Source organism: Microbacterium sp. HA-8 (assembly GCF_046111165.1).
GTDB lineage: Bacteria > Actinomycetota > Actinomycetes > Actinomycetales > Microbacteriaceae > Microbacterium.
On sequence record NZ_CP162025.1, the window covers coordinates 2599351 to 2612373 of the forward strand.

A 13023-nucleotide genomic window follows, 5' to 3' on the forward strand; every position below is an offset into this window, starting at 1 on the left:
GGGCGACGGATGCCGGGACGCATCGTCGTCGCGGGCGCCTCGGGCCTGATCGGCCGGGCGCTCGTCGAGAGCCTGCGCGCGGACGGTGTCGAGGTGCGCACCCTCGTGCGGCGCGCGCCGGCGGCCCCGCACGAGATCGAGTGGCTGCAGGACACTTCACCTCTGGATCCCGAGTTGCTGGAGGGCGCCGAAGCGGTCGTGAACCTCAACGGCGCGAGCATCGGGCACATCCCGTGGACGCGCTCGTACAAGCGCTCCCTCCTGTGGTCCCGGCTCACGCCGACGCGCACGCTCGCCACCGCGATCCGCGCCCTCGGGGCGTCGGCACCCGCCTTCGTCTCGGCGAGCGCCGTCGGCTTCTACGGGTCGGCACCGGGTCGCGCGCTCACGGAGTCCTCACCGCCGGGCGGCGAATTCTTGAGCGGCATCTGCGTCGAGTGGGAGAATGCTGCGCTCGCAGCCGGTGACCAGGCGCGGGTGGCGCTGTTGCGCACCGCCCCCGTCGTGCACCCGGAGGGTGTCCTGAAGCCTCTCATGCTCCTCACGAAGGCGGGTCTCAGCGGACCTCTCGGCGGCGGACGCCAGGTGTGGCCGTGGATCTCACTCACCGACGAGGTGCGCGCCATCCGCGCCGTGATCGAGCGCGACATCGCGGGACCGGTGAACCTCGCGGGGCCGACCCGGGCGACCGCGAACGACCTGGGTTTCGCCCTCGCCCGCCGCATGAACAGGCCGTTCGCGATCCCCGCTCCGGCGTGGGCGATCCGTCTGGGCCTCGGTCGAGACATGGCCGACTCGGTGCTGCTCGGCGACGCGCACGTGCTCCCCGAGGTGCTGCGCGACGCCAGCTTCACCTTCACCCACCCGACGGTGGAAGATGCCGTCGCCGCCGCGGTCCCGGCGCGCTGATCACTCGGCGCGGCGCTCCGCCGACTCCCGCCGGATTGCCTCGCGCACCGCGGATCGCGCCCGCCGGCGGTCCCCCGCGGCGTCGTAGGCCAGGCCGAGCCGGTACCACGCGCGCCAGTCCTCGGGGTCGGCTTCGACCTGGGCGCGGTAAGTGGGAAAGACCGCGTCGCCGTCGGAGCGCAGCACGCGGCCGCTCTCGCGCACCGCGACCTCGTCCTCGGGCAGCCCGCCCTCGATCTCGAGGCGTCGGCCCACACGCTCGGCGCGGACGCCGAACCAGAGCTCCCGCCCGAGCGCCCACGCCGCCACCAGGGGCAGAACGAAGATCGCGACGCCCATCGCGATCCCGACCGGATCACCCGACCCCAGCAGCAGCACGCCGCGCTGCGTCACGAGCACCAGATAGAGGGCCAGGAGCACCGCCATGACGGCGACGCCGATGCGCGCGTTCACGAGAGGACGGTCACAGACCGGTCGCGGCGGCGACCTGACCGGGCACGCCGCCGTCGTCGATGGGAGAGCCGGCGGGCGAACCGAGCCGCCCGATGCCGATGTCGATGAACGTGTCGAGCCCGACGATCACGCCGGTCGCGGTCCGGGCGGCGTCGAGGGCGATGCGGATGCCGGGGGCATAGGCCCGCGCGGGCTCGATCGTGTCGTGCACGATGTGCAGCGACTCCCCCGGCCCCGAGAGCACGACCTCCTGTTTGGCGATGACGCCCGGCCGTCGCAGCGAGTGCACGGGGACGCTCGCCACTCGCTGTCCGCGGGCGCGCTGATCGGCGTGCGGCGCCTCGACGGGTCCGACATCCGCGCGCGCTGCGGCGATCAGCTCGGCCGTGCGCACGGCGGTGCCACTGGGCGAATCGACCTTGCGCTCGTGATGGGCCTCGATGATCTCGATCGAGGGGAAGAAGGGCGCGGCCGCGGCGGCGATCGCCGAGCCGATGACGGAACCGAGCGAGAAGTTCGGGATGAAGACGACACCCGTGCCGGCCGCCGCCACGAGCGGCCGCACGAGCGCGATGCGCTCCTCCGACCAGCCCGACGTACCCACCAGCACGTTGATTCCCCGCTCGGTGGCCGCGCGGACGACATCGATCGAGACCGCCGGAGTCGAGACGTCGACGACCAGGTCTGCACCCTCGATCTCGGCGATGTCGCTCTGCGAACCGAGCATCGCCAGCACCTCGTAACCATCGGCCTGTTCGATCACGGACTGCACGACGCCGCCGAGGCGACCCGATGCACCCACGATGGCCACGCGTGTCGTCATGGCTTCCATCCTAGGTTCGCGGGCCCGTCGTAGACTCGCACGGTGGTGCACCTGCGTGAATCCCCCGTCGACACCGCCGAAGCGCACACCCTGCTGGCCGAGTACTTCGGCGCCCGGGCCGACATCTTCCCCGGCGGCGGCTACCGCACGGTCTTTCCGGACCCCGCGGCCTTCGTTCCGCCTCGCGGCGTGTTCGTCGTGCTCGAGCAAGAAGGCGCCGGCGAGACCGCTCAGGCCGTCGGCTGCGGCGGCATCCGACGAATCGACGACGGCGACCTCGGCATGCGTTACGAGCTCAAGCACCTGTACGTCAAGCCGGAGGGTCGCGGCAAGGGATGGGGCAGGATGCTGCTCGATGACCTCGAGGCGCGCGCCAGGGCGTTCGGCGCGGCAGAGCTCGTGCTCGACACCCACCACACGCTCGAGGCCGCCGGCTCGCTGTACGCGCACTCCGGATTCGCCGCCATCGCGCCCTACAACGACAACGCGAACGCGACCCGCTGGTACGGCAAGTCGCTCTGATCAGACCGGATGCGTCTCGGGAAGCCCCGTGCGCAGCTCGAAGGGCAGATGCGCCAGGTCGTTGTGCGTCAGCAGCGTCCAGGGGCGGCCCTGCTTCTGAGCGATGACGGTCAGGCCGCAGTGCGCCTGGTTGAGGGTCATCCAGCGCCACTCCGGGGCGCCGAGAACCTCGCGGACGAACCAGCCGATCACGAAGTTGTGGGTGATCAGCAGCTCGTGCACGTCGCCGGTCCGCCGCACCAGGAACTCCGCGGTGGCGTCGGCCATCTGCGCGTGACCGGCGTCGATCTCGGCCTCGCTGACCGATCCGAAGAAGGGCTCGAAGGCCGCGGGTGTGTCACCGGCCATGCCCGAGGGAACGCAGTCGAACAGCAGAGCCGAGGGCTGCGGGTCGATGGCGGGCATCCGTTCGGCGACGATCCGCGCCGTCTCGGTCGCCCGCAGCAGCGGCGAGTGCCAGACCGAGCTCAGCGGAACGCCCGAGAGCCGGTCGGCGATCAGCGACGCCTGGCGCTGACCGCGCGGTGAGAGGGGCCCATCGACCAGACCGTGCTCGGCATCCTGATGCTCGCCGTGACGTACGAGGTAGATGAAATGGGTCACGCTCTCACTCTCGTCGCAGGGGGCCTCGGTGCCGCGCCTCTTTTCAGCCTATGTCACCTCTGCGACAAGGCCGAGGACCGCGGTCACTGCGCGGCGCGGGTCAGCTCGGCGAGGTGGCTGCGGCTGAGCTGCACACCCGCGCCCTGCACGAGCTCGTCGACGTGCTCGGGCGCATAGGCGTTGACGATGGGCGCGACGACGGTGCGCTGGGCGAGCAACCATGCCACCGCGACCGCGGCGTCGGGAACACCGAGCTCGAGCGCGATGCCATCAAGAGCCTTGAGCGCGCGCTGGCCCCGGCGGTTGAGGTAGGTGGCCAGTTGCATTCCGCGGGCCGACAGTCCCATGCGATCCCGGTTGCGGTGCCGCCCGGAGAGGAAGCCGTGCGCGAGCGGGTGCGACGGCGTGACCGCGATGCCCTGCGCCCCCGCGACGAGCCGCAGGTCTCCCTCGAAGGGTGTGCGATGCAGGACGTTGTAGTGGGCATCGAGCACCGTGAACCGCGGGTAGCCCGCCGATGCGAGGATCCGCGCCTCGACGAGGCGCTCCGGCGAGAACTCGGCCGCCGCGAGGTGACGCACCTTGCCCGCGCCGATGAGCCACTCCGCCGTCGCGAGGGTCTCTTCGAGCGGTACGGCCTGGTCTGCGGAGCCGTCGAGGTAGAGCACGTCGATGTGGTCGGTGCCCAGGCGTGTGAGGGAAGCCTCGACAGCCCGAACGAGATTGACGGGGCCGAGCCCGGGGTTGTCCGGGTGCCCGCCCACACGCACCGCGACGCCGATGTCGTCGCGGACACCGCGGGTGGCGAGCCACTGGCCGATGATGTGCTCGCTGCGGCCCGCGGAGAACGAATCCGCCGTGTGCAGCACGTTGCCGCCGAGTTCGACGTAGCGGTCGATGATGCGGTGGCTGGCGGCGATGTCGACGTTCCAGCCGAACTCCGCACCGCCCAGCACGAGCGGGAAGATCTCGAGGCCGGTCTCACCGAGCGGCGTCCGCAGCCCGTGGCCGATGCTGGGTCCCTGTACCGGGATCGGAGCAGAGGGATGCGCGACCGGCATCCGCGGCGTTCCGGGGCTCGCCACAGAGGCGGCTGATCCCACACCGAAGAAACCCATGCTCCACCCCCTCGCGACCCGTTTCACCCGTTCCGCGACCTGTGCGTCGTGCGCGCCCCCCGGCGCTTAAGTACGAGGGTAGGGCCTCCGGGGCGGCCCGGCCGACCAACCGGTGGCCGCGTCGTGAATTGCATATAACGCTTTGATCACGAAACGGCGATGCCCCCGGCATCCCGGAAAGGACGACGGGGGCATCGCGCGGCGATTCAGCCTTCGGCGGGCGCCTCGGGACCGGGGTTGGCCGCGGCACGGCCCTCCTGGTCGGCTGCCTCTTCGACGACGGGCTCGAGCGAGAGCTTGCCGCGGTCGTCGATCTTCGTGATCTTCACGAGGATCTTCTGACCGACGCCGAGGACGTCCTCGACGTTCTCGACACGCTTGCCGCCGGCGAGCTTGCGGACCTCGCTGACGTGCAGGAGCCCGTCCTTGCCCGGAAGCAGCGAGATGAACGCACCGAACGTCGCGATCTTGACGACCGTGCCGAGGAACTGCTCACCCACCTCGGGGTTGGTCGGGTTGGCGATCGCGTTGACCTGCGCACGCGCCGCCTCGGCCGAGGGGCCGTCGACCGCGCCGATGTAGACGGTGCCGTCATCCTCGATAGAGATCTGGGCGCCGGTCTCGTCCTGGATCGAGTTGATCGTCTTGCCCTTGGGGCCGATCAGCTCGCCGATCTTGTCGACGGGGATCTGCACGCTGATCACGCGGGGAGCCGTGGCGGCCATCTCGTCGGGCGCGTCGATCGTCGCGTTGATCAGCTCGAGGATCTGCATACGCGCATCCTTGGCCTGCTGCAGCGCGCCCGCGAGCACCGACGACGGAATGCCGTCGAGCTTCGTGTCGAGCTGGATCGCCGTGACGAACTCGCTCGTGCCGGCGACCTTGAAGTCCATGTCGCCGAGGGCGTCCTCGGCGCCGAGGATGTCGGTCAGCGCGGCGTAGCGCGTCTGTCCGTCGACCTCATCGGAGACGAGACCCATCGCGATGCCCGCGACGGGCGCCTTCAGCGGCACACCCGCGTTGAGCAGGGCGAGCGTCGAGGCGCAGACCGAGCCCATCGAGGTCGACCCGTTGGAGCCGAGAGCCTCCGAGACCTGGCGGATCGCGTAGGGGAACTCCTCGCGGCCCGGCAGCACCGGGACGAGGGCGCGCTCGGCGAGGAAGCCGTGCCCGATCTCGCGACGCTTGGGGCTGCCCACACGACCGGTCTCACCGGTGGAGTAGGGCGGGAAGTTGTAGTGGTGCATGTACCGCTTGCTCGTCGTGGGCGAGAGCGAGTCGATCTGCTGCTCCATCTTGAGCATGTTCAGCGTGGTGACGCCCAGGATCTGGGTCTCACCGCGCTGGAAGATCGCCGACCCGTGCACGCGCGGGATGACGTCGACCTCGGCCTCGAGGGCACGGATGTCGGCGAGGCCACGACCGTCGATGCGCACACCCTCGGAGAGGATGCGGCCGCGGACGATCTTCTTCGTCACGGACTTGTAGGCCGCCGAGAACTCGAGCGTCGCGACGGCGGGCAGCTCGCCCGACTCGACGGCGGCGAGCAGCTGCGCCTTCACACGGTCCTTGACCGCGTCGTCGGCGTCCTGACGCTGCTGCTTATCGGCGATCTGGTAGATGCCGACGAGCTCGTCGTACGCGCGACCCGCGACGAAGTCGTAGGTCTCCTGGCTGTAGGGCAGGAAGACCGGGTAGTCGCGGATCTCCTTCGCGGCGCCGTCGGCGATGACCTGCTGCGCCTCGACGAGCTGCTTGATGAAGGGCTTGGAGGCCTCGAGGCCCGCGGCCACGACGTCTTCGCTGGGCTTGGTGGCGCCGCCCTTGATGAGGTTCCAGCTGTGCTCGGTGGCCTCGGCCTCGACCATCATGATCGCGACCTCGCCGTCGGGCAGCACGCGGCCGGCGACGATCAGATCGAACACGGCCTCCTCGAGCTGCTCCGCCTTGGGGAACGCGACCCACTGGTCGGCGTTCTCGCCGTGACCCGGGATGAGCGCGAGACGCACGCCGGCGATCGGGCCGGAGAAGGGCAGACCCGAGATCTGGGTGGACGCCGAGGCCGCGTTGATCGCGAGCGCGTCGTAGAACTCGCCGGGAGCGATGGAGAGCACCGTCACGACGATCTGGACCTCGTTGCGGAGGCCGTCGACGAACGACGGGCGCAGCGGGCGGTCGATCAGGCGACAGACGAGGATCGCCTCGGTCGAGGGTCGACCCTCACGACGGAAGAACGACCCCGGGATCTTGCCGGCGGCGTACGAGCGCTCCTCGACGTCGACCGTCAGCGGGAAGAAGTCGAAGCCCTCGCGGGGGCTCTTGCCGGCGCTCGTCGCCGACAGCAGCATCGTGTCGCCGTCGAGGTACGCGGCGACCGCGCCCTGCGCCTGCTGCGCGAGGCGACCGGTCTCGAAGCGGATGGTGCGGGTGCCGAAGCGTCCGTTGTCGAGAACGGCTTCGGCGGATGTGATTTCAGGACCTTCCAAGAGGTCTCTCCTTCTTTGTTTCGACTCGCCCGCCCGTGTGGCGCGCGAGTGTATCCGAAGGAGCGGGAGTAGGCAGATATGAGCGCGCGAGACGCGAGGGCGGCGTGCGCTTGCGCTGGCCACCAGTAGAAATCCACCCGGCGAGACCGACGAGGAGACCACCACAGGGGACCAGCTTCCTGCCGGCCTGCTCCTGAGACGCCGGCGGTGCCGGCGCATTGTGCAGTTGTGCGGTGGCGCGAAGCGATCCGCACAACCTTCGAAAGCCTACCAGCGCGAGGCGCCGGGAGCGGGATGCCGCGGCCCGACGTCTCTCGCCACTCTCGCCCCGCGTGCGTAGGCTGAGCCTCATGAGCACCGACGAGAAACCCCAGGACGCGGCATCCGACGACCTGAAGCGCAAGTTCAAGGAGGCGCTCGAGAAGAAGAACGCCCACCACCGATCGGGCGAGGCGCACCTGAACGGCGATTCCGCCGTGCACGCCACCCACGGACCCGCGGGGGCCAAGCGCACGTTCCGGCGCAAGAGCGGATAGGAGTCAAAAGATGAGCGAAGATCGCCGTTCCCCCGGCGATGTGCCCGACGACGACCGTGAGGTCCCTCTCGAGGACGAGGCCGAATGGGACGGACCCGACCCGACGATCGACCCGCGGGAGAGCATCGAGCTCGGCGAGAGCCTCGAAAGCGAGGTCGACCAGTTCGAGCGCGGCTTCGAGGGATGACGGGCGGCCGGGCGACGCACATCAGAGCGAGTCGTGCGGCTCCGCGTCCCGCACCTTCATCGACCGCGGTGGCAGCGCGATGAGGGCGTTGTGCTTGGGTCCGAGCCCGTCGCCGGCCGTGCGGCCGCGCAGCCGGCGCCAGACCCAGGGCAGCGCGTGCACCCGCAGCCACGACCCCTCCGGCGGGGCATCCTCGACAGCATGGAAGGCATCGTCCAGACCGCCGAGCGCGTCCGCATCGGGTACTCCGAGCACATCGGCCGCACGGTAGGCGAGCACCCGGTGCCCGCGAGCCGAGAGATGCACACGATCGTCCGCCCACGCCGAGGGATCGGCGAGCTCGGGCATGGCCTCGGCATCCAGCAGAAGGCACCCCGTCTCGCGTGAGATCCGGCGCAGCGCGGAGGAGTAACGAGCGAAACGCCGGACGAAGAGAACGGATGCGCGACGGCGCGGCAGCACCGGGGTGACCAGGAGCACCTGACTTCCCGCCGCACGCAGGGTGCGGACGGCCGAAGCCACCTCGGCCGCGAGCGCCGCGACGTCCGCCCTCGGCCCGACGAGATCGTTGGCGCCGATGAACACCGAGACCAGATCCGGCCGGAGCGCCAACGCCATCGGAAGCTGCTCGTCGACGAGGTCGCGCACCCGACGGCTGCGCACCGCGAGGTTGGCGTAAGCGAGCGGCGTGTCGCCTTCGCGCGCGTGCGCCAGCAGCTGCGCGAGACGGTCGGCCCATCCGCAATACTGCCCCGGCGGCATCCTCGACGTGTCGCACAGCCCCTCTGTGAGGGAGTCCCCCAGGGCGACGAAGCTCGCGCAGCGTCGACCGGACGACGGCGAGGGGGGCACGGGGAGCGCCGGCCGTTCGAGCCCGCGCCCGAGACGTGCGTCGTCGAGGGGTCGCAGCGCCCGCGCTTCGGCGTAGTGCCCGAGCAACTGATCGCCCAGTGCAGCCCAGGTGCGGCCCCGCACGCTCTCGCGCGCCGCGCGCGCGAACGCTGCGCGCTTCGCCTCGTCGCCGACCAGATCGGCGACGCGCGAGCGCAGATCGCCGAGGTCGCCCGGCCGGTAGAGCCAGCCGTCGATGCTGCTGCGCACGAGATCCAGGGGACCGCCGCGTCCCGTCGCCACGACCGGTACGCCGCTGGCGAGCGCCTCCTGAACGCCCTGGCAGAACGTCTCGTGCTCTCCCGGATGCACGAAGACGTCGAGCGACGCGAGCGCCCGCGCAAGCGCCTCGCCACCTAGGAATCCCGTGAACAGCGCGTCGGGCAGCAGCTCCTCCAGCCGGGCGCGCGCCGGCCCCTCCCCGATGACCACGAGCCGGACGCCGGGCAGATCGGCGAGCGCACGAAGATCCTCGACCTGCTTCTCGGCGGCGAGTCGACCGGCATAGCCCACCAGCATCCGTCCGCCTCCCGCGCGCGCACGCCACAGATCGTCGCGCCGCTCCGGGGTGAAGCGCTCCGCATCGACGCCGCGCGCCCACGTGCGGATGCGATCGACGCCGAGTCCCTCGAGCTGCGCACGCGCGGAGCTCGAGGGGGCGAGCGTCAGTGTCGCGCGGCGGTGCAGGCGGCCGACGTGGGCCCCCACGAAGGGGGCGGCGCCTGCCACACCGTACTTCTGCGCGTACGCCGTGACGTCGGTCTGGTAGACGGCGACCGAGGGCACCCGCAGGGCGTCCGCGGCCTGCACCCCCTGCCAGCCGAGCACGAAGGGCGAGGCGAGATGGATCACGTCCGGACCGAACTCCCGCAGAATGCGCGTGAGGGTCGCCGTGCGCGCGAAGACCACACGCACTTCGGGATATGAGGGAAGCGGCACCGATCGCAGCAGCGCCGAGCGGGCGCCGTGCAGGTCGGCATCGACCTCGCCCGCACGCGGCGCGATCACGAGCGTCTCGTGACCCTGTGCCCGCAGATGGCGCAGGACGTGGAGGACGGATCCCGTCACACCGTTCATGTGAGGGAGGAAGGACTCGGCCAGCAGCGCGACTCTCACAACTCCACGGTGACGCCTGCGCACGCCGCGCGCCCGCCGAATCGGCGTACGGCGCCGAGTGTTCACCGGATGCACGCCGGCACGTCACCGTCCGCGCGCCGTTCGGCGGCCGTTCACCCGCGGGTCGGCGTCCTACTCCCCCGCCAGGCCGCCCAGCAGGTGCCCGAACGAACGCCCCTCGCCGAGGTAGGTCGCGGGATCGAAGGGGTCACCCGCACCCTGCACGCCGCGCCGCTCGATGGCATCGGCGAGCTCGCGGGCAGCCCGACCGATCCGCGCGCCGAGGGGCGCCACCTCGTCCGGTGTCGAACCCCAGTCGGCGGAGGCCGCGAACACGCCGGTGGGCACGGGATCGGCGTGCAGGTACGTGAACAGCGGACGGATGGCATAGTCGATCGCGAGCGAGTGTCGCGCGCTGCCCGCATTGGCGCCCAGCAGCACCGGGGTCCCCGCGAGCGCGTCCGGGTCGAGCACATCGACGAACGACTTGAACAGACCCGAGTAGCTCGTGGAGAAGATCGGCGTCACGGCGATGATCGCATCGGCCGAGACGACGGCGTTGATCGCGGACTCGAGCGCCGGAGGCGCGAATCCGGTGAGCAGATTGTTCGTGATGTCGTGCGCGTAGTCGCGAAGCTCGAACACGTCGACCGACGCGGCGATCTCGCGCTCCGAAAGCTCGCCGAGCACCGCCTGGGTCAGTCGATCGGCGAGCAATCGGGTCGTCGACGGGTTCGACAGACCGGCCGTCACGACGGCGATGCGCCGGGCGACCATCTCAGGCCCCCTTCCGCGTCGCGGCGGCGCCGAAGGCCGACCCCGCCAGCACGGGAGCCGCGGCGGCGTCCTGATACGGCGAGGGACCCGCGAGGTTGTCGCCCCGGTTGGCCCGCGGGCGGGCCTCACGCGCGGGTCCGTCGCCGTAGACCGCGCGCACGCGGGCCGCGTGCGTGGGACCGTCGGGCACCTCGGCCGGCCGGTTCTTCGCCAGCTCGCGACGCAGGACCGGCACGACCTCGCCGCCGAGGATGTCGAGCTGCTCGAGCACCGTCTTCAGCGGCAGGCCTGCGTGATCCATCAGGAACAGCTGGCGCTGGTAGTCGCCGAAGGTGTCGCGCATCGCGGCGTAGCGGTCGATGACCTGCTGCGGCGAGCCGACCGTGAGCGGCGTCATCTCGGCGAAGTCCTCGAGCGACGGTCCGTGTCCGTAGACGGGGGCGTTGTCGAAGTACGGGCGGAACCGGGCCACGGCATCCTGCGACTTCGCCGCCATGAACACCTGTCCGCCGAGCCCGACGATCGCCTGCTCGGGGGTGCCGTGGCCGTAGTGCGCGTACCGCTGACGGTAGAGGGCGATCAAGCGCTGGTAGTGCTCCTTGGGCCAGAAGATGTTGTTGGCGAAGAAGCCATCGCCGTAGTACGCGGCCTGTTCGGCGATCTCGGGGGTGCGGATCGAGCCGTGCCACACGAACGGCGCGATGCCGTCGAGCGGCCGCGGCGTCGAGGTGAACCCCTGGAGCGGGGTGCGGAATTTGCCCTCCCAGTCCACGACGTCCTCACGCCACAGCTTGTGCAGAAGCGCGTAGTTCTCGATGGCGAGCGGGAGCCCCTGGCGGATGTCCTGTCCGAACCACGGGTAGACGGGACCGGTGTTGCCGCGCCCGAGGGTGAGATCGACCCGGCCCCCCGAGAGATGCTGCAGCATCGCGTAGTCCTCGGCGATCTTCACCGGGTCGTTGGTCGTGATCAGCGTCGTCGCGGTCGACAGGATCAGGCGCTCCGTCTGAGCGGCGATGTAGGCCAGCGTCGTCGTGGGAGAAGAGGACCAGAAGGGCGGGTTGTGGTGCTCGCCGAGCGCGAAGACATCGAGCCCCACCGCTTCGGCGTGCGTGGCGACCGTCACCGCGTTGCGGATCTTCTCCGCCTCGCTCGGCGTCTTGCCGGTGGTGGGATCCTCGGTGATGTCGCTCACCGAGAAGATGCCGAACTGCACGGCCTGTGACGTGGTGTCGTTCACGATCTGCTCCGCTTCCTCCGCGCCGGGATCACCGTCGCGAGTGTCTATGCAAATGAATGTACCCGGTGAAACGTCCGCTCCCCCAGATTATTCCGCCCGGCTCGAGGCCGCGCCCCGCATCCGCCAGAGCAGGGGATGCCGCGCCGCGGTGCCGCGGTAGGGTGAGCACGCTCATGAGCCAGACCACTCCGCCCGGCCGGGCCGCGGCATCCGCCCCGCGCTCCTCCGACCCCGGGTCGCCCGCGACGGGGACGACGCCGCGCCCCAAGCGCCGCGTGCCGTTCTGGGACAATGCCCGCTTCGCGTGCATCGTCCTCGTGGTGCTCGGCCATGCCGTGCAGCGTCTGACCTACGACTCCGACATCGCCCTCGCCCTCTACCTCACGGTGTACGCGTTCCACATGCCCGCGTTCGCGATCATCTCGGGATACTTCTCGAAGGCGGGCACGCCGACCAGGCGGCAGATGGCGCGCGTGGTCACCGACATCCTGCTGCCCTACGTCATCTTCGAGGGCCTGTGGACCCTGACCAAGTGGATCGTCGAGGGGGACGGCGACCCCAACCTCAGCCAGCCGTCGTGGACACTGTGGTTCCTGCTCGCCCTCGGCATCTTCCGCCTCGTGCTGCCCTACCTCGCTCTGCTCCGATGGCCCCTGGTGTGGACCGTGCTCATCTCGGTCGGCGCCGGGTACGTGACGAACATCGACTCGACCTTCTCGCTCTCGCGCACGCTCGGCCTGCTGCCCTTCTTCGCCCTGGGGTGGTGGCTGAGCGAGCGGGACGTGGTGAACCGGTTGCGGCTGCTGGATCGCAGGCCCTGGTGGGTCACGGCGGCGGCGCTGGCTGTCCTCGGCGTCACGGGATGGGCGGCCTGGGCCTTCGTGGACGTGTGGGAGCGGATGAACCTGCGCACCTGGCTCTTCTACGACGACTCGTACGCCGCCCTCGGCGGCGATCAGTGGTGGGCCGGCGGCGTCCGACTGGCGCTCATGGCGATCGCCCTCGTGCTCAGCGTCGCGTTCTTCGCGCTCGTGCCGCTGAGGCACACCTGGTGGACCCATTTCGGCCAGTACACGATGTACGTCTATCTGCTGCATTCCTTCGTGCTCTATCCGTTCCGCGAGTCGGGCGTGCTGCGCGATCTCGAACCGACGTGGCTGTGGCTGCCTCTCGTGGTCGTGCTCGCCGTCGGCGTCGCGCTGGGCCTTGCCACACAGCCCGTGCGCCGTCTCTTCCGGCCGCTCGTCGAGCCCCGACCAACGTGGCTGTTCGCCGATCCCGCCCTCGCCGGCCGCGAGGGACGACGGTCGGACCCGACGGGGTCGCGCCGCCCGCGCTGATCACGCGCCCGCGTGGTAACGC

At 70.5% G+C, this 13023-nt stretch carries 13 protein-coding genes; 5 read left to right on the plus strand and 8 right to left on the minus strand.

The features are described from left to right. Positions 1–9: 9 nt before the first annotated feature. Complete coding sequence (locus tag AB2L57_RS12430) at positions 10–909, plus strand: TIGR01777 family oxidoreductase (RefSeq protein WP_409047233.1); 900 nt, start codon at positions 10–12, stop codon at positions 907–909. Here AB2L57_RS12430 and AB2L57_RS12435 read toward each other — a convergent pair whose 3' ends face one another. Continuing rightward, positions 910–1362: a tetratricopeptide repeat protein gene (locus tag AB2L57_RS12435; RefSeq protein ID WP_292810547.1), complete on the minus strand. Its 453-nt coding sequence runs from the start codon at positions 1360–1362 to the stop codon at positions 910–912. A 10-nt stretch (positions 1363–1372) separates the two neighbouring features. Beyond that, positions 1373–2185, minus strand: coding sequence for a 4-hydroxy-tetrahydrodipicolinate reductase (gene dapB / locus AB2L57_RS12440; protein ID WP_292810545.1), 813 nt, complete (start codon positions 2183–2185; stop codon positions 1373–1375). Positions 2186–2227: 42 nt separating this feature from the next. On the opposite strand from dapB, the gene AB2L57_RS12445 reads away from it, so the two are divergent. After that, entirely contained in the window at positions 2228–2707 is a 480-nt protein-coding gene (locus tag AB2L57_RS12445; RefSeq protein ID WP_292810543.1) for a GNAT family N-acetyltransferase, read from the plus strand. Here AB2L57_RS12445 and AB2L57_RS12450 read toward each other — a convergent pair whose 3' ends face one another. From AB2L57_RS12450 to AB2L57_RS12460, 3 genes are all read right to left on the minus strand, one after another. Next, positions 2708–3310 carry a histidine phosphatase family protein gene (locus AB2L57_RS12450; protein ID WP_292810540.1) on the minus strand — a complete coding sequence of 201 codons (603 nt, stop codon included), beginning with the start codon at positions 3308–3310 and terminating at the stop codon, positions 2708–2710. An 83-nt stretch (positions 3311–3393) separates the two neighbouring features. Then, positions 3394–4428, minus strand: a complete 1035-nt coding sequence (locus AB2L57_RS12455; protein ID WP_409047234.1) for an aldo/keto reductase — start codon at positions 4426–4428, stop codon at positions 3394–3396. 206 nt (positions 4429–4634) lie between these two features. Next, positions 4635–6914 (minus strand): polyribonucleotide nucleotidyltransferase, encoded by a 2280-nt coding sequence (locus AB2L57_RS12460; protein ID WP_409047235.1) that lies wholly within the window; start codon positions 6912–6914, stop codon positions 4635–4637. Between the two features lie 350 nt (positions 6915–7264). On the opposite strand from AB2L57_RS12460, the gene AB2L57_RS12465 reads away from it, so the two are divergent. Both AB2L57_RS12465 and AB2L57_RS12470 read left to right on the plus strand, forming a co-directional pair. Beyond that, complete coding sequence (locus tag AB2L57_RS12465; protein ID WP_409047236.1) at positions 7265–7450, plus strand: DUF5302 domain-containing protein; 186 nt, start codon at positions 7265–7267, stop codon at positions 7448–7450. Between the two features lie 10 nt (positions 7451–7460). Further along, entirely contained in the window at positions 7461–7637 is a 177-nt protein-coding gene (locus AB2L57_RS12470; protein WP_409047237.1) for a hypothetical protein, read from the plus strand. Between the two features lie 21 nt (positions 7638–7658). Here the strand turns inward: AB2L57_RS12470 and AB2L57_RS12475 are convergent, their stop codons facing one another. The 3 genes from AB2L57_RS12475 to AB2L57_RS12485 form a co-directional block, all read right to left on the minus strand. Then, positions 7659–9644 carry a GDSL-type esterase/lipase family protein gene (locus AB2L57_RS12475; RefSeq protein WP_409047238.1) on the minus strand — a complete coding sequence of 662 codons (1986 nt, stop codon included), beginning with the start codon at positions 9642–9644 and terminating at the stop codon, positions 7659–7661. Positions 9645–9776: 132 nt separating this feature from the next. Further along, on the minus strand, positions 9777–10421 hold the full coding sequence (locus tag AB2L57_RS12480) for an FMN reductase (protein WP_292812099.1): 645 nt from the start codon (positions 10419–10421) through the stop codon (positions 9777–9779). A gap of 1 nt (position 10422) precedes the next feature. Further along, complete coding sequence (locus AB2L57_RS12485) at positions 10423–11637, minus strand: LLM class flavin-dependent oxidoreductase (RefSeq protein WP_409048624.1); 1215 nt, start codon at positions 11635–11637, stop codon at positions 10423–10425. 197 nt (positions 11638–11834) lie between these two features. Here AB2L57_RS12485 and AB2L57_RS12490 point away from each other — a divergent pair, with 197 nt between their 5' ends. Further along, positions 11835–13001, plus strand: coding sequence for an acyltransferase family protein (locus AB2L57_RS12490; protein ID WP_292812096.1), 1167 nt, complete (start codon positions 11835–11837; stop codon positions 12999–13001). Positions 13002–13023: the final 22 nt, after the last annotated feature.